Annotated in this window: 21 protein-coding genes; 17 read left to right on the top strand and 4 right to left on the bottom strand. The window is 56.5% G+C overall.

Annotated features, from left to right (window positions below; genetic code table 11):
- Nucleotides 1–151 precede the first annotated feature (151 nt).
- Complete coding sequence (manA, locus tag ACMWJS_RS02695; protein WP_063621470.1) at nucleotides 152–1,336, top strand: mannose-6-phosphate isomerase; 1,185 nt, start codon at nucleotides 152–154, stop codon at nucleotides 1,334–1,336.
- A gap of 214 nt (nucleotides 1,337–1,550) precedes the next feature.
- The gene (locus ACMWJS_RS02690) at nucleotides 1,551–3,083 is read left to right on the top strand and encodes a YdgA family protein (protein WP_414746543.1); all 1,533 of its coding nucleotides are present in this window, start codon (nucleotides 1,551–1,553) and stop codon (nucleotides 3,081–3,083) included.
- Between the two features lie 114 nt (nucleotides 3,084–3,197).
- On the opposite strand, the gene ACMWJS_RS02685 is transcribed toward ACMWJS_RS02690, so the two are convergent.
- Nucleotides 3,198–4,226, bottom strand: a complete 1,029-nt coding sequence (locus tag ACMWJS_RS02685; RefSeq protein ID WP_252073457.1) for a Mal regulon transcriptional regulator MalI — start codon at nucleotides 4,224–4,226, stop codon at nucleotides 3,198–3,200.
- 179 nt (nucleotides 4,227–4,405) lie between these two features.
- On the opposite strand from ACMWJS_RS02685, the gene malX reads away from it, so the two are divergent.
- The 3 genes from malX to add all read left to right on the top strand — a co-directional run bounded on the left by malX (nucleotide 4,406) and on the right by add (nucleotide 8,317).
- Nucleotides 4,406–5,998 (top strand): maltose/glucose-specific PTS transporter subunit IIBC, encoded by a 1,593-nt coding sequence (gene malX, locus ACMWJS_RS02680; protein WP_063621468.1) that lies wholly within the window; start codon nucleotides 4,406–4,408, stop codon nucleotides 5,996–5,998.
- 48 nt (nucleotides 5,999–6,046) lie between these two features.
- Complete coding sequence (locus ACMWJS_RS02675) at nucleotides 6,047–7,219, top strand: MalY/PatB family protein (protein WP_414746542.1); 1,173 nt, start codon at nucleotides 6,047–6,049, stop codon at nucleotides 7,217–7,219.
- Between the two features lie 96 nt (nucleotides 7,220–7,315).
- Nucleotides 7,316–8,317: an adenosine deaminase gene (gene add / locus ACMWJS_RS02670; RefSeq protein WP_414746541.1), complete on the top strand. Its 1,002-nt coding sequence runs from the start codon at nucleotides 7,316–7,318 to the stop codon at nucleotides 8,315–8,317.
- A gap of 55 nt (nucleotides 8,318–8,372) precedes the next feature.
- Here the strand turns inward: add and ACMWJS_RS02665 are convergent, their stop codons facing one another.
- On the bottom strand, nucleotides 8,373–9,413 hold the full coding sequence (locus ACMWJS_RS02665; RefSeq protein WP_414746540.1) for an oxidoreductase: 1,041 nt from the start codon (nucleotides 9,411–9,413) through the stop codon (nucleotides 8,373–8,375).
- Between the two features lie 243 nt (nucleotides 9,414–9,656).
- Here ACMWJS_RS02665 and blr point away from each other — a divergent pair, with 243 nt between their 5' ends.
- The 12 genes from blr (at nucleotide 9,657) to gstA (ending at nucleotide 19,821) form a co-directional block, all read left to right on the top strand.
- A complete protein-coding gene (gene blr, locus ACMWJS_RS02660; protein WP_168112406.1) occupies nucleotides 9,657–9,782 on the top strand; it encodes a division septum protein Blr in 126 nt (41 codons plus the stop codon).
- Between the two features lie 231 nt (nucleotides 9,783–10,013).
- Nucleotides 10,014–10,229: a transcription modulator YdgT gene (gene ydgT, locus ACMWJS_RS02655; RefSeq protein ID WP_013096896.1), complete on the top strand. Its 216-nt coding sequence runs from the start codon at nucleotides 10,014–10,016 to the stop codon at nucleotides 10,227–10,229.
- 86 nt (nucleotides 10,230–10,315) lie between these two features.
- Nucleotides 10,316–10,756 carry a DUF2569 domain-containing protein gene (locus ACMWJS_RS02650; RefSeq protein ID WP_045910336.1) on the top strand — a complete coding sequence of 147 codons (441 nt, stop codon included), beginning with the start codon at nucleotides 10,316–10,318 and terminating at the stop codon, nucleotides 10,754–10,756.
- A gap of 76 nt (nucleotides 10,757–10,832) precedes the next feature.
- Nucleotides 10,833–11,414 carry an electron transport complex subunit RsxA gene (gene rsxA, locus ACMWJS_RS02645; protein ID WP_008500564.1) on the top strand — a complete coding sequence of 194 codons (582 nt, stop codon included), beginning with the start codon at nucleotides 10,833–10,835 and terminating at the stop codon, nucleotides 11,412–11,414.
- A complete protein-coding gene (rsxB, locus tag ACMWJS_RS02640; protein ID WP_032651615.1) occupies nucleotides 11,414–11,992 on the top strand; it encodes an electron transport complex subunit RsxB in 579 nt (192 codons plus the stop codon). Before rsxA ends, rsxB begins: the two co-directional genes overlap by 1 nt.
- Nucleotides 11,985–14,006, top strand: a complete 2,022-nt coding sequence (gene rsxC / locus ACMWJS_RS02635; protein ID WP_414746539.1) for an electron transport complex subunit RsxC — start codon at nucleotides 11,985–11,987, stop codon at nucleotides 14,004–14,006. The genes rsxB and rsxC overlap by 8 nt, the downstream gene beginning before the upstream one ends.
- Nucleotides 14,007–15,059, top strand: a complete 1,053-nt coding sequence (gene rsxD / locus ACMWJS_RS02630) for an electron transport complex subunit RsxD (RefSeq protein WP_024909350.1) — start codon at nucleotides 14,007–14,009, stop codon at nucleotides 15,057–15,059. It abuts the gene before it with no gap.
- Nucleotides 15,060–15,069: 10 nt separating this feature from the next.
- Complete coding sequence (gene rsxG / locus ACMWJS_RS02625; RefSeq protein ID WP_414746538.1) at nucleotides 15,070–15,690, top strand: electron transport complex subunit RsxG; 621 nt, start codon at nucleotides 15,070–15,072, stop codon at nucleotides 15,688–15,690.
- Between the two features lie 2 nt (nucleotides 15,691–15,692).
- A complete protein-coding gene (locus ACMWJS_RS02620) occupies nucleotides 15,693–16,379 on the top strand; it encodes an electron transport complex subunit E (RefSeq protein WP_008500569.1) in 687 nt (228 codons plus the stop codon).
- Nucleotides 16,376–17,011 carry an endonuclease III gene (gene nth, locus ACMWJS_RS02615; RefSeq protein ID WP_008500570.1) on the top strand — a complete coding sequence of 212 codons (636 nt, stop codon included), beginning with the start codon at nucleotides 16,376–16,378 and terminating at the stop codon, nucleotides 17,009–17,011. Before ACMWJS_RS02620 ends, nth begins: the two co-directional genes overlap by 4 nt.
- 590 nt (nucleotides 17,012–17,601) lie before the next feature.
- Nucleotides 17,602–19,110, top strand: coding sequence for a dipeptide/tripeptide permease DtpA (gene dtpA, locus ACMWJS_RS02610; protein ID WP_045910333.1), 1,509 nt, complete (start codon nucleotides 17,602–17,604; stop codon nucleotides 19,108–19,110).
- 105 nt (nucleotides 19,111–19,215) lie between these two features.
- The gene (gene gstA, locus ACMWJS_RS02605) at nucleotides 19,216–19,821 is read left to right on the top strand and encodes a glutathione transferase GstA (RefSeq protein ID WP_252073464.1); all 606 of its coding nucleotides are present in this window, start codon (nucleotides 19,216–19,218) and stop codon (nucleotides 19,819–19,821) included.
- 77 nt (nucleotides 19,822–19,898) lie between these two features.
- Here the strand turns inward: gstA and pdxY are convergent, their stop codons facing one another.
- On the bottom strand, nucleotides 19,899–20,759 hold the full coding sequence (gene pdxY / locus ACMWJS_RS02600; RefSeq protein ID WP_414746537.1) for a pyridoxal kinase PdxY: 861 nt from the start codon (nucleotides 20,757–20,759) through the stop codon (nucleotides 19,899–19,901).
- A 66-nt stretch (nucleotides 20,760–20,825) separates the two neighbouring features.
- On the bottom strand, nucleotides 20,826–22,100 hold the full coding sequence (tyrS, locus tag ACMWJS_RS02595) for a tyrosine--tRNA ligase (RefSeq protein ID WP_008500574.1): 1,275 nt from the start codon (nucleotides 22,098–22,100) through the stop codon (nucleotides 20,826–20,828).
- Nucleotides 22,101–22,119 lie beyond the last annotated feature (19 nt).

Genomic DNA, 22,119 nt, shown 5'->3' with positions numbered 1-22,119 from the left:
GCTGCCCGGCTTAAAAGCGAGTCAGCTTATCCTACACAATTTTTTAACAAAAACTGAGACTAGTACGACTTTTTACATCCACAGGTTACTTCCATGTGGTTTATTGCTTTAATACCCGGAGTTAATTCCATCATTGAATCAGGGCTTGATAATGCAAAAACTCATTAACTCAGTGCAGAACTACGCCTGGGGAAGTAAAACTGCGTTAACGGATCTCTACGGTATCGCCAACCCGAACAACCTGCCGATGGCAGAACTGTGGATGGGGGCGCACCCGAAGAGCAGCTCAAAAATTGAAGACGCCAGCGGCCAGGTGCGCAGCCTGCGTGACGTAATAGAGGCCGATAAAGCCGCGCTGCTGGGCGACAAAGTGGCTCAGCGCTTTGGCGAACTGCCGTTCCTGTTTAAAGTGCTGTGCGCAGACCAGCCGCTCTCCATCCAGGTTCACCCGAACAAGCAAGCGTCTGAAATCGGCTTTGCGAAAGAGAACGCGGCAGGTATTCCGTTAGACGCCGCCGAGCGTAACTACAAAGATCCTAACCACAAGCCGGAACTGGTGTTCGCGCTGACACCGTTCCTGGCGATGAACGCATTCCGCGAGTTTTCAGAAATTATCTCCCTGCTGCAGCCGGTCGCGGGTGCCCATAACGCTATCGCGCATTTCCTTGAAAACCCGAACGCCGACGCGCTTAGCCAGCTGTTTGCCAGCCTGCTGAATATGCAGGGTGAAGAGAAGTCCCACGCGCTGGCGGTACTGAAAGCCGCCCTGGACAGCCAGCAGGGTGAACCGTGGGAGACCATCCGTCTGATTTCCGAATTCTATCCGGACGACAGCGGCCTGTTCTCCCCTCTGCTGCTGAACGTGGTGAAGCTGAATCCGGGTGAAGCAATGTTCCTGTTCGCTGAAACCCCGCACGCCTACCTTCAGGGCGTGGCGCTGGAGGTGATGGCCAACTCCGATAACGTGCTGCGCGCGGGCCTGACGCCAAAATACATCGACATCCCCGAGCTGGTTGCCAACGTGAAGTTTGTGGCGAAACCTGCCGCAGAGCTGCTGACTCAGCCGGTGAAAAACGGCGCAGAGCTGGATTTCCCGATTCCGGTGGACGATTTTGCCTTCTCCCTGCACGACCTGAGCAGCGCCGAAACGTCTGTGGCTCAGGAGAGCGCGGCGATCCTGTTCTGCGTGGAAGGCGAAGCGACGCTGCGCAAAGGCGAACAGCGTCTGGTGCTTAAGCCCGGTGAATCAGCCTTCGTTGCAGCCAATGAGTCTCCGGTCAGCGTAAGCGGCACCGGTCGTCTGGCGCGCGTTTTCAATAAGCTATACCCTAAATAATTCGAGTTGCATGAAGGCGGCGACGCAGCGAATCCCCAGGAGCGTACATAAGTACGTGACTGGGGTGAGCGAGGAAAGCCAACGCACAGGCAACTTGAAGTATGACGGGTATTAGGGACTTACTGATTTTTTTAACAACTCTTGCTAAGCTAGTTGCAGGCTTAATATCTCCAGGCGGTTTTTACCGCCTGGTTTCATTTTAGGGATAGTCGCAATGAAAAAATCGGTCGTAGCGGTAGGAGTGATTGTAGCGTTAGGCGTGGTCTGGACGGGTGCCTCCTGGTTTACCGGGAAACAGCTGGAAGGCCGTCTGGCTGAGATGGTGGCGCAGGCTAACGGAGAGATTAAGCGTAGCGCGCCGGAAGCGGGCCTTGAGCTGAGCTACCAGAACTATGAGCGCGGTGTGTTTACCAGCCATATGCAGGTTGTGGTGAAGCCGGTTGCCGGTACGGAAAACGGCTGGCTGAAACCGGGCCAGAGCGTGGTGCTGGATGAAGTGGTAAGCCACGGTCCCTTCCCGCTGGCGCAGCTGAAGTCCTTTAATCTGATCCCGTCGATGGCGTCCGTTCACACGGTCCTGGTGAATAACGACGTCACCAAACCGCTGTTCGATCTGGCCAAAAATACCTCACCTTTCGAGATCGACACCCGCATCAGCTATGCCGGTGACACGAGTTCTGATATTGCCCTGAAAGCGCTGAACTACGAGAAAGAGAATGAGAAAGTTGCTTTTAGCGGCGGTCACTTCAAACTTGACGCGGACCGCGACGGAAACGTGTTCTCCCTGACGGGTGAAGCGGAAAGCGGCCTGGTCAATGCCGTGAACGAATACAATCAAAAAGTTCAGCTCACCTTCAACAACCTGAAAGCCGACGGCAACAGCCGCATGACCGATTTCAAAGAGCGTATCGGCGATCAGAAACTGTCTCTCGATAAAGTTGCCATTGCGGTTGAAGGGAAAGAGATGGCCGTGCTGGAAGGCATGGACGTAAACGGAAAATCCGACGTGTCCAAAGACGGCAAGAGCATCAATACCCAGCTGGATTACACGCTGAAGAGCCTGAAAGTACAGAATCAGGATCTGGGCACCGGCAAACTGTCGCTGAAGATCGGCAATATCGACGGCCAGGCGTGGCACGAATTCAGCCAGAAATACAGCAAAGAGAGCCAGGCGCTGCTTACCGATACCGCACTGCAGCAGAATCCGGAAGTGTACCAGCAGCAGGCGATGGCGGTACTGTTCAACAACCTGCCGATCCTGCTGAAAGGCGAGCCGGTGATCACCGTTGCGCCGCTGAGCTGGAAAAACAGCAAAGGCGAAACCAGCTTCAACCTGTCTCTGTTCCTGAAAGATCCGGCCACTGCAACGGGTGAACCGCAGACGCTGGCGCAGGAAGTGGATCGCAGCGTGAAGTCGCTCGACAGCAAGCTGACCATCCCGATGGATATGGCGACCGAGTTTATGACCCAGATTGCGAAACTGGAAGGCTACGGCGATGAAGATGCCGGCAAGCTGGCGAACCAGCAGGTGAAAGGTCTGGCGGCAATGGGCCAGATGTTCCGCATCACGAAGGTGGACAACAACATGATTTCCACCAGCCTGCAGTACGCCAACGGCCAGGTCACGCTCAACGGCGACAAAATGCCGCTGGAAGACTTCGTCGGCATGTTTGGTATGCCTGCTCTGGGGATGCCGGAACCAGCTGAACCGGCAGCGCCAGCCGAACCGGCGGCACCGCAACAGTAAACGTCAAAACCCCTCGCATGAGGGGTTTTTTATTGCCGGGTGGCGCTGACGCTTACCCGGCCTACGATTCCGGGCCGTTACAGGCCCGTGTAAGCGCAGCGCCGCCGGGCGATATTATTTCACCGTCACTAACCGCGCCGCCACAATCTGGTGCCCGGCCTGCACATCCGCATTGTCGATACGCTGCATGATTCTGTCCGCCAGGGTGTAACCCATCTCCCGCGCAGGGGTGGTGGCCCAGACGATCGGCAGGTCGTCGAGGGCGTTTTCCCCAACGTCGGCGAACGCCCCCAGCGCCACCTGGTGGCCGAAGAAGGTTTCCACCCCGCCCTCGCCGCTCTGGCGCCCGGCGCGGATCAGGCCAAACCAGGCGCCCATGGCGATCACATCGTTATAGCAAATAACGGCGCTGATGGTCGGACTGCTTCGCAGCAGCGCGCCTATCGCTTCCGCCGCCATCTTCTGGCTGGACTCACACTCAACAACCCACTCGCTGTGGAACGGCAGGCCGTATTTAATCAGCGTCGCACAATAGCCGCCGACCCGCTCGGCGCGGGTCAGGGACGAGCTTTTACCCCCCAGCCAGGCAATGCGCTGATGCCCACGACGAATAAGATGCTCGGTCAGCATTTGCGCGGCCTGCATGTTATCCGGGCGCAACGTATCGGCTTCGTCGAGGTAGCTGGCGCGCGAGGCAAACACCAGCGGCACGCCTTTTTCGGCGGCGCGCTCGCACAGTTCACTGCCCACGCCCGATGCTCCGGCGACGATCACCCCGTCCACCCCCTGGTTCAGCAACATATCGAGCCGGGAAAGCAACTGATCGGCCTCGCGCCCGCCGTGCAGCAGAAAGACCATCCGCCCCTGCGCTTCAAGCGCTTCGGTTAACCCGGCGGTTAACTCCGCATAGAACGGTGACGTCAGGTCACGAACAATCAGTCCAATCACCCCGCTTTGCCCACCGCGCAACGCCGACGCCTGGCGGTTACGCACAAAGCCCAGCTGTTCAACCGCCTCGTTCACCCGCTGACCGGTCGCGGGAGAGATGCGCCCTTTTCCGCTCAGTACCAGAGAAACGGTGCTGACGGAAACCCCCGCCGCCAGCGCGACATCGTTGATGGTGACTTTCTTCGCTACAGCCATGTCCTGGAGTGACTCCCTGAAAAATGAGATCGGTAAAACGTTTTATCAATACGTTATCTTTATACTACCAGTCAAAGCCTGAGAATGTGATTTAGCGCGCACTAAACTTTGATAAAACGTTTTATCTTCTCGCAGCATTGAAGCAGACAAACTGATTTTAACAATAAAGGAGTCGTTTTATGACGGCGAAAGCAGCACAAAAAATATCGCTGTGGGAATTTTTCCAGCAACTGGGTAAAACCTTTATGCTGCCCGTGGCACTCCTCTCGTTCTGCGGGATCATGCTGGGTATCGGCAGCTCCCTCAGCAGTAAAGACGTCATCACGCTGATCCCGTTCCTCGGCACCCCCGTGCTGCAGGCGATCTTTATCTGGATGAGTAAAGTCGGCTCCTTCGCGTTTAGTTTCCTGCCCGTGATGTTCTGTATTGCTATCCCGCTGGGCCTGGCCCGCGAGAACAAAGGCGTCGCGGCGTTTGCCGGTTTTGTGGGCTACGCGGTGATGAACCTCGCGGTTAACTTCTGGCTGACCGCGAAAGGCATTCTGCCGACCACCGACGCTGCCGTACTGAAAGCTAACAACATTCAGAGCGTGATTGGTATCCAGTCTATTGATACCGGGATCCTCGGGGCGGTGATCGCCGGGGTGATTATCTGGATGCTGCACGAGCGCTTCCACAATATCCGTCTGCCGGATGCCCTGGCCTTCTTCGGCGGTACCCGCTTTGTACCGATTATCACCCTGGTGGTGATGGGCCTGTTTGGTCTGATCATTCCGCTGATCTGGCCGGTCTTCGCGATGGGCATCAACGGCATTGGCCGCATCATCAACGGCGCGGGAGATTTCGGTCCGATGATCTTCGGTACCGGCGAGCGTCTGCTCCTGCCGTTTGGCCTGCAGCACATCCTGGTGGCCCTGATTCGCTTCACCGAAGCGGGCGGGACGATGGAGGTGTGCGGTCACGACGTGAGCGGTGCGCTGACCATCTTCCAGGCGCAGCTGAGCTGCCCGACTACCCACGGTTTCTCTGAAAGCGCCACCCGCTTCCTGTCTCAGGGTAAAATGCCTGCCTTCCTCGGCGGCCTGCCGGGTGCCGCGCTGGCGATGTACCACTGCGCACGTCCGGAAAACCGTCATAAAATTAAAGGCCTGCTGATTTCCGGCGTGATCGCCTGCGTCGTGGGCGGGACCACCGAGCCTATCGAGTTCCTGTTCCTGTTCGTTGCGCCGGTGCTGTATCTGATTCACGCTGTGCTGACCGGTCTGGGCTTTACCGTGATGGCGGTGCTGGGCGTCACCATCGGTAACACCGACGGCAACGTGATTGACTTCGTGGTCTTCGGGATCCTGCACGGCCTCTCCACCAAGTGGTATCTGGTCCCGGTCGTGGCGGCAATCTGGTTCGTGGTGTACTACGGGATCTTCCGCTTCGCCATCACCCGCTTTAACCTGAAAACGCCAGGCCGCGATACCGATACGGCCACCAGCGTGGAACAGGCGGTTGCCGGTACCGTGGGTAAATCCGGCTACAACACCCCTGCCATTCTGGCGGCGCTGGGCGGTGCGGATAACATCACCTCGCTGGATAACTGCATTACCCGCCTGCGTTTGTCGGTGGCGGATATGTCAAAAGTGGATACCAACGCCCTGAAAGCCAACCGGGCTATCGGCGTGGTACAGTTAAATCAGCACAATTTGCAGGTGGTTATCGGCCCGCAGGTACAGTCAGTGAAAGATGAGCTGGCAACCCTGATGCGAACAGTAGAAGCCTGATGCCTCCGCCCCCTCACCATGAGGGGGTTTTACGTTAAGGATTAAAGCATGTTTGATTTCTCCACCGTCGTGGATCGACACGGCACCTGGTGTACGCAGTGGGACTACGTCGCCGACCGTTTTGGCGCGGACGATCTGCTGCCCTTCACCATCTCGGATATGGATTTCGCCACCGCCCCCTGCATAATCGACGCGCTGCATCAGCGCATTCATCACGGCGTGTTTGGCTATAGCCGCTGGAAAAACGACGAGTTTCTCGCCGCCGTCGCGCACTGGTTCCAGCAGCGTTTTAACAGCCGGATTGATACTGAAAGCGTGGTTTATGGTCCGTCAGTCATCTACATGGTCTCTGAACTGATACGCCTCTGGTCAACCCCTGGCGACGGCGTGGTGGTGCACACCCCGGCTTACGATGCGTTTTATAAAGCCATTGAGGGTAACGCGCGTCGTGTTGTGGCGGTTGAGATGGAAAAGCAGGCTGCAGGCTGGCAGGGCAATATGGCGGCCCTCGAAGCGGCGCTGGCGAAACCGGAAAACAAAATTTTACTGTTGTGCAGCCCGCAGAACCCGACCGGCAAGGTCTGGACGCGGGATGAGCTGACGCACATGGCGGAACTGTGCGCACGCTATGACGTGGCGGTTATCAGCGATGAAATCCATATGGACATGGTGTGGGGAGAACATCGTCACACGCCGTGGAACGCCGTGGCGCGGGGCAAATGGGCGCTTCTGACCTCCGGCTCGAAAAGCTTTAACATTCCGGCGCTGACGGGGGCTTACGGCCTGATCGGCGATGAAGAGAGCCGTAACGGCTATCTCAGCGCGCTAAAAGGACGGGATGGGCTCTCTTCCCCTTCCGTGCTGGCGCTGACGGCGCATATCGCCGCCTACCAGCAGGGAGAGCCGTGGCTGGATGCCCTGCGGGGTTATCTCGAAGGGAATTTGTCGTATATTGCGCAGGAAGTAAACCGCGCTTTTCCGAAACTGAACTGGCAGCCACCGGAAGCGACCTATCTGGCCTGGATCGATCTGCGCCCACTGAACATTGACGATCGGGCGCTGCAAACAGTGCTGATCGAGCAGCAAAAAGTCGCCATCATGCCGGGATATACCTACGGGAAAGAGGGAAATGGCTTTGTGCGCTTAAATGCGGGCTGCCCCCGCAGCAAGCTGGAGCAAGGGGTTCAACGCCTCATCGCCGGGATTAACACGCTCCTGTAATTAACTTGCGCAACGGAATATTCCCTTGCGCAAATAGCTTTTTACCCCGTTTTGTTTTTATAATATGGCGCACTTTAACCAGAAAAGAGTGCGACCATGATTGATACACGCCTGCCTTTAACTGATATTCATCGTCACCTTGACGGTAACATTCGTGCCCAAACCATCCTCGATCTTGGCCGCCAGTTCAATTTAACGCTTCCTGCTCAGACCCTTGAGTCCTTGATCCCTCACGTACAGGTGACCTCTAATGAACCGGACCTGGTGAGCTTCCTGAGCAAACTCGACTGGGGCGTGAAGATGCTGGCGTCGCTGGATGCCTGCCGCCGCGTGGCGTTTGAGAACATCGAAGATGCCGCCCGCAACGGCCTGCACTACGTCGAGCTGCGCTTCTCGCCGGGCTATATGGCGATGACCCACAACCTGCCCATTGCAGGCGTGGTGGAAGCCGTTATTGAAGGCGTCCGCGAAGGGTGTAAAACCTTCGACGTTCAGGCCCGTCTGATCGGCATCATGAGCCGTACGTTCGGCGAAACCGCCTGCCTGCAGGAGCTGGAAGCGCTGCTGGCCCATCGTGATGCCATCACCGCCGTCGACCTCGCCGGTGACGAGCTGGGCTTCCCGGGTAGCCTGTTCCTCTCCCACTTCAACCGCGCGCGCGATGCCGGCTGGCACATTACCGTACATGCGGGTGAAGCGGCTGGCCCGGAAAGCATCTGGCAGGCCATCCGCGAGCTGGGCGCAGAGCGTATTGGTCACGGCGTGAAGGCGGTCGAAGATCGCGCGCTGATGGATTTCCTTGCGGAGCAGCGTATCGGTATTGAGTCGTGCCTGACGTCTAACATTCAGACCAGCACCGTAGCATCGCTGTCGCAGCACCCGCTGAAAACGTTCCTTGAACACGGCGTGCTGGCCTCTCTGAATACGGACGATCCGGCGGTTCAGGGCGTTGATATCATCCACGAGTACAACATCGCAGCTCCGCAGGCGGGGTTGAGCCGCGAGCAGATCCGTCAGGCGCAGATCAACGGGCTGGAAATTGCCTTCCTGACGCCTGCAGAGAAGCAGGCTCTGCGGGATAAGGTGGCAACCGCGTAAACCCTTTTGCCGGGTGGCGGCTACGCCTTACCCGGCCTACAACAACGTCAAAAACTTATGCCAGACAGAGCGTGGCGCGATGTTTGGCAGATTCGATGCCCAGCTCAATCAGCTCCATAATTTGTATCGCCTGGCTGGCCGGAACCGGGTTCTCCCCCGTGCCGTTTAGCGCATCGCGAATAGCGGCATAATACGCCGGATAGTTACCCGGTATCGTCAGCAAGGTCTCTTCGACCAGCTCCTCGCCTTCCACCCGCGTGATGACGCCGTCGCGCATATCATAGCCCCAGTCTTCCTGCGGCAGACGCTCACCGTTTTTCAGCCTGTCTTCCTGCGGGTCGAGACCAAACTTCACGTAGCTCCCGCGCGTGCCGTGAATAATATAGCGGGCAGATTCTGCAGCCGCGACCATCGTACCGTGCAGCACAATCCGCCGCTGCGGGTAACTGAGCACCGCGTGGAAGTAATCGGTTGTCTGCGCCCCGGGTCTGAGCTGGGCCAGATCGACCGTCATGCTCACCGGAAGGCCAAAAAGATTGACGGCCTGATCCAGCAGATGCGGGGCTAAATCATACCAGATGCCGCTGCCAGGGCCGGCCTGCTCGCGCCAGCGGTTTCGTACCTGCGGACGAAAACGGTCAAAGTGGGATTCAAAAAAGAGGATCTCCCCTAACGTGCCTTCACTGAGAAGCCGTTTTACCGTCAGAAAATCGCTGTCCCAGCGGCGGTTATGAAACACCGACAGCAGCCTGCCCAGACTCTTTCCCAGGGCATCCAGCTCGCGCGCCTGTGACAGCGTCACGGTGAAGGGTTTATCGACAACCACATGTTTCCCGGCTTCCAGCGCGGCCTTTGCCAGCGGAAAGTGGGTATCGTTCGGCGTGGGGATAACGATTAAATCAATATTGGGATCGTTGAAAAGATGTTTCGGCTCTGAGACAACCGGCACGGAAGGCCAGTCGGCATGGACTTTTGTAGCGTCGCTGCTGGATACCGCCGCCAGCGCCATGCCCGGCGTCCCGGCTATCAGAGGCGCATGAAACGTTTTGCTCGCGTACCCGTAACCGATAAGCCCAACGCGGATATTATCACTCATAGTGCCATCCTCTGTTATGACGTTCTTATTTCACACTGGCTAGCCTGGCATTACCACGGATTAATAATGTGCCCTATGACGTAAAATAGCAGGTTATACGGATTGTTTTTGTTACATAGTATTAACCTACTGATTTTGTTTAAGGGAACCGTTCCCAAAGCCCTTGCCGTCAGGGAAACGTCGCTGTAACATTTGCGCCCTGTCTTTATGGATAAAGTACAATTACGTATCATGACGTCAATTATTAATCGAATCATTGAATTAGCGGGATGGATTGTCCTTGGGGTTTCGGTCATTTTGCTGGGCGTTGCCAGCCATATCGATAACTACCAGCCGCCGGAGCCTGTCACCGTCGCTCAACCTAAGTAACCGGTTACTGCAATAAAGAGTGACATAATATGTCAGTTACTTATTGCCAGCCCTGGTGAACACGGTTAACCTTCTCTTCCAGGCATCGTCTGATGCCTGAATTTCAGCAAAGAAAACTCCTAATTTCGTCGCGTTACCTGAGTGGGCTGTTTACGTCTTTATTAATCCGTTTATTATTCGAACGAATTACCTTAACTGGTATTACTCACTTTTATATGGAAACTTATTAATATGACAGTTCAGGACTATTTATTAAAATTTCGCAAGATCAATTCGCTTGAGAGCCTGGAAAAACTGTTTGACCATCTGAACTACACCCTGTCGGATAATCAGGACATCATTAATATGTATCGCGCCGCTGACCATCGCCGTGCGGAGCTGGTCTCCGGTGGTCGTTTGTTCAACGTCGGCGAAGTGCCTAAGTCCGTATGGCGTTACGTTTTATAAGAAAGTAGCCATCCGCGCGAAATGTTATATACTCTCCGCCCTGCCAACTGGCTGTACAACATTTCGCGCAGATTATGGGAGAGTTCATGACCGCAACGCCTGGAGAACGCATTGGAGGCTGGTTAATCGCCCCACTGGCATGGCTGCTGGTTGCCTTATTAAGCGCATCACTTGCGCTGCTGCTTTATACCACCGCACTGATTACCCCCCACGCCATCCAGACCCTGATGTCGCAAAGCGTACTTAATATTGCGTTGTGGTTTGTGTCGTTCGTTTTCGCGATCGGGATGTGGTACTACACGCTGTGGCTGACCATTGCCTTCTTTAAGCGCCGTAAGAATGTGCCTAAGCACTACATTATCTGGCTGCTGGTTTCGGTCCTGCTGGCGGTGAAGGCATTTGCTTTTTCGCCCGTTTCAGACGCGCTGGCCGTTCGTCAGCTGCTTTTCCCGTTGCTGGCCGCGGCACTGCTGGTGCCCTACTTCAAGCGTTCGACACGGGTGAAAAACACTTTCGTGAACCCGTAATAACCCTACAGATAACCTGTTGTCGCCTGCGTGTGTTTGTCCGATAATAGGCGGCTTTTTTATTTCAGGCTAAATAATGACCGATTACTTACTGCTCTTTGTCGGCACCGTGCTGGTTAACAACTTCGTTCTGGTGAAGTTCCTTGGCCTGTGTCCGTTTATGGGCGTTTCCAAAAAACTGGAAACGGCAATGGGCATGGGGCTGGCGACGACCTTCGTCATGACGCTGGCGTCCATCTGCGCGTGGTGGATTGATACCTGGATCCTCATTCCGCTGGGGTTAACCTATCTCCGTACGCTGGCCTTTATTCTGGTTATCGCGGTGGTGGTGCAATTTACCGAAATGGTGGTGCGCAAAACCAGCCCGGCGCTCTATCGCCTGCTGGGTATCTTCCTGCCGCTGATCACCACCAACTGCGCCGTTCTCGGCGTGGCGCTGCTGAACATCAACCTTGGCCATAATTTTATGCAGTCGGCGCTGTATGGCTTTTCTGCGGCCGTCGGTTTCTCGCTGGTCATGGTGCTGTTTGCTTCTATTCGCGAGCGCCTGGCGGCAGCGGATATTCCTGCACCCTTCCGCGGTAACGCGATTGCGCTGGTGACCGCCGGTTTAATGTCTCTGGCCTTTATGGGCTTTAGTGGTCTGGTGAAGTTGTAATGAATGCTATCTGGATTGCCATCGCCTCTATCAGCGTCCTGGGGTTGGTGTTTGGCCTTATCCTGGGTTACGCCTCCCGCCGTTTCGCGGTAGAGGACGATCCCGTTGTAGAGAAAATTGATGAGCTTCTGCCACAAAGCCAGTGCGGGCAGTGTGGCTACCCGGGCTGCCGCCCCTATGCCGAAGCGGTAGGGGTTCAGGGTGAGAAAATTAACCGCTGTGCGCCCGGTGGCGAAGCGGTGATGTTGAAAATTGCGGCCCTGCTAAACGTTGACCCGCAGCCAGTTGACGGCGATGCGGATGTGCAGGAGCCAGTCCGCGCGCTGGCCGTGATCGACGAAGCGAACTGCATCGGCTGCACCAAATGTATTCAGGCCTGCCCGGTCGACGCCATTGTTGGCGCAACGCGCGCCATGCACACCGTGGTGGCGGACCTGTGCACCGGCTGTAACCTCTGCGTAGCACCCTGCCCGACGCAATGTATCGAGCTGCGCCCGGTTGAAACGACTACCGAAAGCTGGAAATGGGATCTTCAAACCATTCCGGTTCGCAATATTCCTGTGGAACAACATGCTTAAGTTATTTTCTGCTTTCAGAAAAGAGAAGATTTGGAACTTTGACGGGGGTATTCACCCACCGGAGATGAAAACCCAGTCTAACGGCACGCCGCTGCGTCAAATTCCGCTGGCGACCCGTTTCGTTATGCCGCTCAAGCAGCACATCGGCGCGGAGGGTGAGCTGTGCGTGAAAGAAGGCGATACCGTCCTTCGCGGTCAGCCGCTGACCTTTGGTCGCGGACGTATGCTGCCGGTGCACGCCCCCACCTCCGGTAAGGTGGTCGCCATCGCGCCGCATACGGTGGCGCATCCGTCAGCGCTCTCAGAGCTGAGCGTGATGATTGAAGCCGACGGCGAAGACCGCTGGATCGACCGTGACGGCTGGAGCGACTACCGCTCCCATAGCCGCGAAGCGCTCATCGAGCGCATTCATCAGTTCGGCGTTGCCGGCCTCGGCGGCGCAGGCTTCCCGACCGGCGTCAAACTGCGCGGCGGTGGCGATAATATTCAGACGCTGATTATCAACGCCGCCGAATGCGAACCGTACATCACCGCCGACGATCGTCTGATGCAGGACTGCGCCGCCCAGGTGGTGGAAGGCATCCGCATCCTCGCGCACATTCTGCAGCCGCGGGAAGTGCTGATCGGTATCGAAGACAATAAACCGCAGGCTATCTCAATGCTGCGCGCCGTGCTGGCGGGCAGTCACGATATTAGCCTGCGCGTTATCCCGACCAAGTACCCCTCTGGCGGTGCTAAACAGCTGACGCAAATTCTCACCGGTAAGCAGGTTCCGCACGGCGGACGCTCTTCAGATATCGGCGTGCTGATGCAGAACGTCGGCACCGCGTACGCCGTTAAGCGCGCGGTAATCGACGGCGAGCCGCTGACCGAGCGCGTGGTAACGCTGACCGGGGAAGCGGTCTCTCGTCCGGGCAACGTCTGGGCGCGTCTGGGTACGCCGGTGCGTCACCTGCTGGAGCAGGCTGAGTTTTGCCCGTCAAGCGACCAGATGGTGATAATGGGCGGTCCGCTGATGGGCTTTACCCTGCCGTGGCTCGATGTGCCGGTAGTCAAAATCACCAACTGCCTGCTCGCCCCTTCCCCGACCGAGATGGGTGAAGAGCAGGAAGAAAAAGGCTGTATTCGCTGCAGCGCCTGTGCCGACGCCTGCCCGGCGGATCTGCTTCCGCAGCAGCTGTACTGGTACAGCAAAGGCCAACTGCACGACAAGGCGAAAGCCCATAACCTGGCCGACTGTATCGAATGCGGCGCCTGCGCCTGGGTCTGCCCTAGCAACATTCCTCTGGTGCAGTATTTCCGCCAGGAGAAGGCGGAAATTTATGCCATCTCCATGGAAGAAAAACGCGCAGCAGAAGCCAAAGCGCGCTTTGAAGCACGTCAGGCGCGACTGGAACGCGAAAAAATTGCCCGTCAGGAGCGCCATAAGCAGGCCGCCGTTCAGCCAGGCGAGAAAGATCAGGATGCAATTAACGCCGCACTGGCGCGCGTTCGCGAGAAAAAAACCACTGCGGCGCAGCCTGTGGTGATCCCGGCCGGCGAGAAGCCGGACAACAGCGAAGCGATTGCTGCGCGTGAAGCGCGTAAAGCTCAGGCCCGCGCCCGTCAGGCAGAAAAAGCGCAAACGACCCAGACGGATGCTGAGGTTGACCCACGCAAAGCCGCCGTTGAAGCAGCAATAGCGCGCGCCAAAGCACGCAAAGCCGGCGAGCAGAACGTGGTGGTTGAGCAGGAAGCGGTCGACCCTCGCAAAGCGGCCGTTGAGGCGGCGATTGCCCGTGCCAAAGCGCGCAAGGCGGCACAGCAGACGCAAACCGCAGAACCCGAAGCGCCGGTCGACCCGCGTAAAGCCGCCGTCGAAGCGGCGATTGCCCGCGCTAAAGCGCGCAAAGCGGCGCAGCAGGATGAACAACCGCAGGCCGCCAATGATGACCCGCGCAAAGCCGCCGTCGCCGCCGCCATTGCGCGCGTTCAGGCAAAGAAAGCCGCACAGCAAGCAGTTAACGAGGATTAAATGGTTTTCAGAATCGCAAGCTCCCCTTACACCCACAATCAGCGCCAGACATCGCGCATTATGATGCTGGTCTGCCTGGCGGCGCTGCCGGGCATTGCCGTTCAGTGCTGGTTTTTCGGCTGGGGAACCCTGTTCCAGATAATCCTGGGCTGTGCCAGCGCCTTAGCGGCGGAAGCGCTTGTCCTTAAGCTGCGCAAGGCAGCGGTCTCACGCATTCTTGCCGACAACTCCGCGTTGCTGACCGGCCTGCTGCTGGCTATCAGTATCCCGCCGTTTGCCCCGTGGTGGATGGTGATCCTCGGCACCGTGTTTGCGGTGATCATTGCCAAACAGCTGTATGGTGGACTGGGCCATAACCCGTTTAACCCGGCGATGATTGGCTACGTGGTGCTGCTGATCTCCTTCCCGGTACAGATGACCAGTTGGCTGCCACCGCACGAGATTGCGGCCACGGTTCCGGGCTTCATGGATGCTCTGCACGTGATCTTTACCGGCCATACGGCACTCGGTGCCGATATGAACGCGCTGCGTATGGGCGTGGACGGTATCAGCCAGGCGACGCCGCTTGATACCTTTAAAACGTCCCTGCATGCCGGGCACAGCGTTGAGCAGATCATGAAATCGGCGATCTACAGCGGCGTGCTGGCGGGTGCCGGCTGGCAGTGGGTCAACCTGGCGTATCTGCTGGGCGGCCTGTTCCTGCTGCAGCAGAAAGCCATCCGCTGGCATATTCCGGTCAGCTTCCTGGTGACGCTGGCGGTCTGCGCCACGCTGGGCTGGGTATTCTCTCCTGAATCACTGGCCAGCCCGCAGATGCACCTGCTCTCCGGCGCGACCATGTTGGGTGCCTTCTTTATCCTGACGGATCCGGTGACGGCCTCAACGACTAACCGCGGACGCCTGATCTTCGGCGCGCTGGCAGGCCTGCTGGTCTGGCTCATTCGCAGCTTTGGTGGCTACCCGGACGGCGTGGCTTTTGCCGTCCTGCTCGCCAACATTACCGTTCCGCTCATCGACTATTACACGCGTCCACGCGTGTACGGTCATCGCTAAGGGTTTCGCCATGTTTAAAACGATGCAAAAACACGGCGTCACGCTGGCTATCTTCGCCGCGGTGCTGACAGGGCTGACGGCGCTGGTTAATGCGCTGACCAAAACGACCATCGAAGAGCAGGCCTCGAAGCAGCAAAAGGCGCTGTTCGATCAGGTGATCCCGTCCGACTTCTACGATAATAACCTGCAAAAAAGCTGCTTTGTGGTAGACGCGCCGCAGCTTGGGAAAGGCCCGCACCGCCTCTTTATTGCCCGCAAAGGGGATAAACCGGTCGGCGCAGTGATGGAAGCGACGGCGCCTGACGGCTATTCCGGTGCCATTCAGCTGCTTGTGGGCAGCGATTTCTCCGGCACCATACTGGGCACCCGCGTGACGGAACACCATGAAACGCCGGGTCTTGGCGATAAAATTGAAACCCGTCTGAGCGACTGGATTTTGCACTTTGCCGGTAAAGTGATCCATGGTGAAGATGACACCGCGTTTGCGGTGAAGAAAGATGGCGGCGAGTTTGACCAGTTCACCGGTGCGACTATCACCCCACGTGCGGTGGTGAATGCCGTAAAACGAGCCGGGCTGTATGCTGAAACGCTGCCCGCGCAAATCAACAATCTTCCGGCCTGTGAGGAGTAATCATGAGCCAGGTTAAAGAGGTTATTGTCCAGGGGTTGTGGAAAAACAACTCCGCGCTGGTTCAGCTTCTGGGCATGTGCCCACTGCTGGCGGTGACATCCACCGCCACCAACGCGCTCGGTCTGGGTCTGGCAACCACGCTGGTATTGACCCTGACCAACCTCTCCATCTCTGCCCTGCGCCGCTGGACGCCGTCGGAAATTCGTATTCCGATTTACGTCATGATCATTGCGTCGGTGGTCAGTATTGTTCAGATGCTGATTAACGCCTACGCGTTCGGTCTGTACCAGTCGCTCGGGATCTTCATTCCCCTTATCGTCACCAACTGTATCGTGGTCGGGCGTGCGGAAGCCTTCGCGGTGAAAAACAGTCCGGCCATGTCGGCGCTGGATGGTTTTTCCATTGGCATGGGCGCCACGTGCGCCATGTTCGTGCTGGGATCCCTGCGCGAAATCCTCGGCAACGGTACGCTGTTTGACGGCGCAGATGCGTTGCTGGGCGGCTGGGCCAAAGCGTTGCGCATTGAAGTGTTCCACACCGATACGCCATTCCTGCTGGCGATGCTGCCGCCCGGTGCGTTTATTGGCCTTGGCATGATGCTGGCGATAAAATACCTGATTGATGAGAAACGTAAGCGCCGCGCGGCTGAGCGCAGCGTTCTGGAAGGGACACCCGAGAAGGCCTCATGAATAAAGAAAAGCGCATTGCGATCCTGACCCGTCTGCGGGACGAGAACCCGCACCCGACGACGGAGCTGAATTTTACCTCCCCGTTTGAGCTGCTGATCGCGGTGTTGCTCTCTGCACAGGCGACCGACGTGAGCGTCAATAAAGCCACCGCCCTGCTCTATCCGGTCGCCAATACGCCGAAGGCCATGCTGGAGCTGGGCGTGGAAGGCGTGAAGTCGTATATCAAAACCATCGGCCTCTTTAACAGCAAAGCCGAGAACGTCATTAAGACCTGCCGGATCCTGCTGGAACAGCACGGAGGCGAAGTGCCGGAAGACCGTGCTGCGCTGGAAGCTTTACCGGGCGTAGGTCGTAAAACCGCGAACGTGGTGCTCAATACCGCGTTTGGCTGGCCTACTATCGCCGTCGATACGCATATATTTCGCGTGTCTAACCGGACCAACTTTGCGCCGGGGAAAAATGTCGAGCAGGTCGAAGAGAAGCTGCTCAAAGTGGTTCCGGCTGAATTTAAGGTTGACTGCCATCACTGGCTGATTCTGCACGGTCGTTACACGTGTATTGCCCGTAAGCCTCGCTGCGGCTCCTGCATTATTGAAGATCTCTGCGAATACAAAGAAAAAGTATATCCCTGAACCACAAACCCCACACCAAAAGAAGGGTGATGGTGCACGCTTCTTTTGGCCGTTATTTGTTCGCCTTTCGTCTCTCCCAGGCTGTCACTTGTTCGGTGCTTTAACGCTCAAACAGGTTAATACTTTTTTCATAGCCGAAAATTTCTATACATCTGTGATCGCGATCACCCTGATAACTTCATGTTGTTTTTTTGTTGTCAAAATCGAGCTAAAGCCTTTGTCTGACAAGACACTCTTCTTTTTTTACCGACGATAAGACCAGCTATTTTTCATAATTTGGGCTATATCACTGCCAGAGACGGCAAATAGCAGAACATATCGCCAAACACCGGTCCTGACGGGTCTCTGCCAGTCGAAAAAACTACCTTTACACATCGTATAAAATTTAACGCTGAATAACATTTGTATGAACCGACGATTATACCACCCCAGATATATGTAACAGATTATTACAAACGTATTGCCAGATGGGGCAGGATAGTGAACATTACCCGCCGTTTCTCCTCCCAATATAACTATAAGGCGTATGGACTACGGCCATCACGCTATGAACACCCCCGTTAATATGGGATGTAAAAAAAGAGGTATATGTGTCTACTGCAAACAATAAACCAACAGATGAAAGCGTGAGTCTTAACGCTTTTAAACAACCAAAAGCGTTCTATCTCATCTTCTCTATCGAGTTATGGGAGCGTTTTGGTTATTACGGCCTGCAAGGGATCATGGCAGTTTACCTGGTGAAACAGCTGGGTATGTCCGAAGCCGATTCCATCACGCTGTTCTCCTCCTTCAGTGCTCTGGTGTACGGTCTGGTCGCGATTGGCGGCTGGCTGGGCGATAAAGTCCTCGGCACTAAACGTGTCATCATGCTGGGCGCCATTGTCCTGGCAATTGGCTATGGTCTGGTTGCATGGTCAGGGCACGATGCCGCTGTCGTGTATATGGGTATGGCGACGATTGCCGTCGGTAACGGTCTGTTCAAAGCGAACCCGTCCTCCCTGCTCTCTACCTGCTACAGCAAAGACGATCCGCGTCTGGACGGTGCATTTACCATGTACTACATGTCCATCAACATCGGTTCGTTCTTCTCAATGCTGGCCACCCCATGGCTTGCAGCAAAATTCGGCTGGAGCGTGGCGTTTGCGCTGAGCTTCGTCGGTATGCTGATCACCGTGGTGAACTTCCTGTTCTGCCGCAGCTGGGTTAAAAACTACGGTTCAAAACCGGACTTCGAGCCTGTGCATATGGGCAAACTGCTGGCGACCATTGTGGGCGTTGTTGCCCTGGCGGCGATCGCCACCTGGCTGCTGCACAACCAGGGCATCGCACGTGCCGTTCTGGGCGTGGTCGCGCTGGGTATCGTGGTCATCTTTGCGAAAGAAGCATTCGCCATGCAGGGCGCTGCCCGTCGTAAGATGATCGTGGCGTTCATTCTGATGCTGGAAGCGATTATCTTCTTCGTACTGTACAGCCAGATGCCAACCTCTCTGAACTTCTTCGCCATTCGTAACGTTGAGCACTCCATCCTGGGTATTGCGTTCGAACCGGAGCAGTATCAGGCGCTGAACCCGTTCTGGATCATGATTGGTAGCCCGATTCTGGCCGCGATCTACAACAAAATGGGCGACCGTCTGCCAATGCCGCACAAGTTCGCTATCGGTATGGTGCTGTGCTCCGGCGCGTTCCTGGTGCTGCCGCTGGGTACCAAATTTGCTACCGACGCCGGTATCGTATCCGTTAACTGGCTGATCCTGAGCTACGCGCTGCAGTCTATCGGCGAACTGATGATCTCCGGTCTGGGTCTGGCGATGGTTGCACAGCTGGTGCCACAGCGTCTGATGGGCTTCATTATGGGTAGCTGGTTCCTGACGACTGCGGGTGCAGCCATTATCGCAGGCAAGATTGCGAACCTGATGGCCGTACCGGAAAACGTCACTGACCCACTGGTTTCTCTGAACGTCTACGGTACCGTGTTCATGCAGATTGGTATCGCGACTGCCGTTATTGCCGCTCTGATGCTGCTGACTGCACCGAAACTGAATCGCATGACTCAGGACGACGACAAGACCGCTAAGGCGACCAAAACCGCTACCGCGTGATATCCGTGAGAAACGACTGACCAGAAGCCGCTAATCTATTAGCGGCTTTTTTTTTATCCGTTTGCGCACTAACATAGCTGAAACCTCAGCGAAAAGGAGTTACCGATGAAACTGTTCTACAAACCGGGCGCGTGCTCTCTTGCTTCCCATATCACCCTGCGCGAGAGCGGCAAAGATTTCACGCTGGATGGCGTTGATCTGATGAAAAAACGTCTGGAAAACGGCGATGATTTTCTTGCCATTAACCCGAAAGGACAAGTTCCGGCGCTCCTGCTGGATGACGGTACTCTGCTGACCGAAGGCGTGGCGATTATGCAGTTCCTGGCCGATAGCGTGCCCGATCGCCAGCTACTGGCCCCGGTCAGTACCATTTCTCGCTATAAAACGCTGGAGTGGCTGAACTATATTGCCACCGAGCTGCACAAAGGCTTTACCCCCCTGTTCCGCCCGGATACGCCAGAAGAGTTTAAACCTACCCTGCGCGCCCTGCTGGAGAAAAAGCTGCAGTACATTAACGAATCGCTGAAAGACGAGCAGTGGATTGGCGGGTCGCGCTTCACGATTGCCGATGCGTACCTGTTCACCGTGCTGCGCTGGGCGCGCGCGGTTAAGCTGAATCTGGAAGGGTTAGACCACATTGCATCGTATATGAAGCGTGTGGCAGAGCGTCCTGCGGTGGCTGCGGCGCTGAAAGCGGAAGGGCTTAGCTAATATCGCCCGGCGGCGCTTCGCTTGCACGGGCCTACGGGTTTTGTAGGCCGGGTAAGCGCAGCGCCACCCGGCATCGTTTAAAGCTGGGTTGCGCTGAAATAGTGCTCCGGCTTCGCGATTCGATCCTGTGCTGCGACCACCTGCAGCTCATATTCCTGCATCTCTTTCGTCGCCGTCATAATTTCGTACACTGCCGCAGTAACATGCTCCAGCGCATCGCGCAGCGTTGCCCCTTGCAGCAATTTGACCAGCAGCAGGCCGCTGGTCACATCCCCCACACCCACCGGCTGGCGCAGGCCAAAATCCACCAGCGGACGGCTGATGTGCCAGGCATCCTCTTTCGTCACCAGCAGCATCTCAAAGCGATCCTGACTTAGCCCTGCGCGCGCGAGGTGTTTTACCAGCACTACCTCAGGCCCCTGCGCGATCAGCTCGCGAGACGCGCTTACGGCCTCTTCTACGCTGTTAACCGGATGCTCGCAGAGAATTTCCAGTTCAACCAGGTTTGGCGCAATGATATCGCTGGCGGGCAGCGCGTGGCGGACGTGGAACTCCGCTACACCCGGCGCCACAATGCAGCCTTTCTCCGGATGGCCCATGACGGGGTCGCAAAAATATTTTGCCGACGGGTTAGCGGCCTTCACCTGGCGTACGATGCCGAGAATATGCTCCCCCTGCTCTGCGGAACCAAGATAACCGCTCAGTACGGCGTCACAGCGCTTGAGCTGGCCGATATCGGCAATGCCCTGCACCACCTCGGTGAGGTGTGAAGGCGGCATTACGCAGCCGGTCCATTTGCCGTACTGCGTGTGGTTGGAAAACTGAACGGTATTGAGGGGCCAGACGTTGACGCCGAGGCGGCGCATCGGGAATTCCGCTGCGCTGTTGCCAGCATGTCCAAAAACAACATGGGACTGAATGGCGAGGATGTTCTTCATTTTATGCTTACCCAACCCTGAAAAAACAAAAGGGGCGTGGTTTACCACGCCCCTGGAGACTGTGACTTATTTCCAGCAGACAAGGCAGTAGTTTTTCTTACCGCGACGCAGCAGGGTGTAGCGGCCATACAGACGGTCGCCGTCAACAAAGGTGTATTCCGGGTCGGCCTGCTTTTCACCGTTGATGGTGATGGCATTGGACGCGATGGTTTTACGCGCCTGACCGCGGGAAGGCTGGAGTTCAGAGTCCACCAGCGCCTGCATCAGGTCAGCCCCTTTCTCCATCTCAACCATTGGCACGCCGTCCTGCGCCAGCTGTTCGAAGTCCGCTTCGCTCAGATCGCTCAGGGTACCGTTGAACAGGCTAGCGGTAATGCGTTTTGCCGCGGCCAGACCTTCTTCACCGTGAACCAGTTTGGTCACTTCATCCGCCAGCACGTACTGCGCGCGTGGCGCTTTACCGCTGTTCTTGTCTTCTTCTTCCAGCGCATTGATGTCTTCAATATCCATAAAGGTGAAGAACTTCAGGAAGCGATAAACATCGGCATCCGCCGTGTTGATCCAGAACTGGTAGAATTTGTACGGGCTGGTTTTCTTCGGATCGAGCCATACCGCGCCGCCTTCGGTTTTACCAAATTTGGTACCGTCGGCTTTGGTAATCAGCGGAACGGTCAGACCAAAGACCTGATTCTGGTGCAGGCGACGGGTCAGGTCGATACCGGAGGTGATGTTACCCCACTGGTCAGAACCGCCAATCTGCAGGGAAACACCGTGCAGTTTGTTCAGGCAGGCAAAGTCATAGCCCTGCAGCAGGTTGTAGGAGAACTCGGTAAAGGAGATACCCTGGTCGTCACGGTTCAGACGCTGCTTCACGGCCTCTTTGTTAATCATCTGGTTAACAGAGAAGTGCTTGCCGATGTCACGCAGGAAGGTCAGCACGTTCATGCTCCCAAACCAGTCGTAGTTGTTCGCGGCAATCGCGGCGTTATCGCCACAGTTGAAGTCGAGGAACGGTGCAACCTGTTTGCGGATCTTATCGACCCACTCCTGCACGGTATCTTCGGTGTTCAGTTTACGCTCAGCGGCTTTGAAGCTTGGGTCACCAATCAGACCGGTCGCGCCGCCCACCAGGGCAACAGGCTTATGGCCCGCCATCTGGAAGCGTTTCAGGCATAACAATGGAACAAGATGCCCCAAATGCAAGCTGTCAGCGGTGGGATCGAAGCCGCAATAGAGCGCGATCGGGCCTTGCGCCAGTCGCTCTGCTAACGCTTCCTCGTCCGTCACCTGGGCCACGAGGCCCCGCTCTTGCAATTGTTTAATCAAGTTACTGCTTGCCATCAAATTCTCCATGTATAAA

Origin of the sequence: Enterobacter sp. HK-058-C-ECC, assembly GCF_047531125.1 — a bacterium.
Taxonomy (GTDB): Bacteria; Pseudomonadota; Gammaproteobacteria; order Enterobacterales; family Enterobacteriaceae; genus Enterobacter; species Enterobacter quasiroggenkampii.
The sequence above is the reverse complement of the archived record's forward strand: the minus strand, read 5'-3'. Positions and strand labels throughout refer to the sequence as shown.

What these genes read in the sequence shown, in the direction of transcription:
- pdxY (WP_414746537.1), bottom strand. Translation starts at nt 20,759, where the DNA reads ATGAAGAACATCCTCGCCATTCAGTCCCATGTTGTTTTTGGACATGCT.
- rsxC (WP_414746539.1), top strand. Translation starts at nt 11,985, where the DNA reads ATGCTTAAGTTATTTTCTGCTTTCAGAAAAGAGAAGATTTGGAACTTT.
- malX (WP_063621468.1), top strand. Translation starts at nt 4,406, where the DNA reads ATGACGGCGAAAGCAGCACAAAAAATATCGCTGTGGGAATTTTTCCAG.
- rsxD (WP_024909350.1), top strand. Translation starts at nt 14,007, where the DNA reads ATGGTTTTCAGAATCGCAAGCTCCCCTTACACCCACAATCAGCGCCAG.
- add (WP_414746541.1), top strand. Translation starts at nt 7,316, where the DNA reads ATGATTGATACACGCCTGCCTTTAACTGATATTCATCGTCACCTTGAC.
- ACMWJS_RS02665 (WP_414746540.1), bottom strand. Translation starts at nt 9,413, where the DNA reads ATGAGTGATAATATCCGCGTTGGGCTTATCGGTTACGGGTACGCGAGC.
- rsxB (WP_032651615.1), top strand. Translation starts at nt 11,414, where the DNA reads ATGAATGCTATCTGGATTGCCATCGCCTCTATCAGCGTCCTGGGGTTG.
- ACMWJS_RS02620 (WP_008500569.1), top strand. Translation starts at nt 15,693, where the DNA reads ATGAGCCAGGTTAAAGAGGTTATTGTCCAGGGGTTGTGGAAAAACAAC.
- rsxA (WP_008500564.1), top strand. Translation starts at nt 10,833, where the DNA reads ATGACCGATTACTTACTGCTCTTTGTCGGCACCGTGCTGGTTAACAAC.
- gstA (WP_252073464.1), top strand. Translation starts at nt 19,216, where the DNA reads ATGAAACTGTTCTACAAACCGGGCGCGTGCTCTCTTGCTTCCCATATC.
- ACMWJS_RS02650 (WP_045910336.1), top strand. Translation starts at nt 10,316, where the DNA reads ATGACCGCAACGCCTGGAGAACGCATTGGAGGCTGGTTAATCGCCCCA.
- ACMWJS_RS02685 (WP_252073457.1), bottom strand. Translation starts at nt 4,226, where the DNA reads ATGGCTGTAGCGAAGAAAGTCACCATCAACGATGTCGCGCTGGCGGCG.
- ydgT (WP_013096896.1), top strand. Translation starts at nt 10,014, where the DNA reads ATGACAGTTCAGGACTATTTATTAAAATTTCGCAAGATCAATTCGCTT.
- ACMWJS_RS02690 (WP_414746543.1), top strand. Translation starts at nt 1,551, where the DNA reads ATGAAAAAATCGGTCGTAGCGGTAGGAGTGATTGTAGCGTTAGGCGTG.
- rsxG (WP_414746538.1), top strand. Translation starts at nt 15,070, where the DNA reads ATGTTTAAAACGATGCAAAAACACGGCGTCACGCTGGCTATCTTCGCC.
- nth (WP_008500570.1), top strand. Translation starts at nt 16,376, where the DNA reads ATGAATAAAGAAAAGCGCATTGCGATCCTGACCCGTCTGCGGGACGAG.
- ACMWJS_RS02675 (WP_414746542.1), top strand. Translation starts at nt 6,047, where the DNA reads ATGTTTGATTTCTCCACCGTCGTGGATCGACACGGCACCTGGTGTACG.
- manA (WP_063621470.1), top strand. Translation starts at nt 152, where the DNA reads ATGCAAAAACTCATTAACTCAGTGCAGAACTACGCCTGGGGAAGTAAA.
- tyrS (WP_008500574.1), bottom strand. Translation starts at nt 22,100, where the DNA reads ATGGCAAGCAGTAACTTGATTAAACAATTGCAAGAGCGGGGCCTCGTG.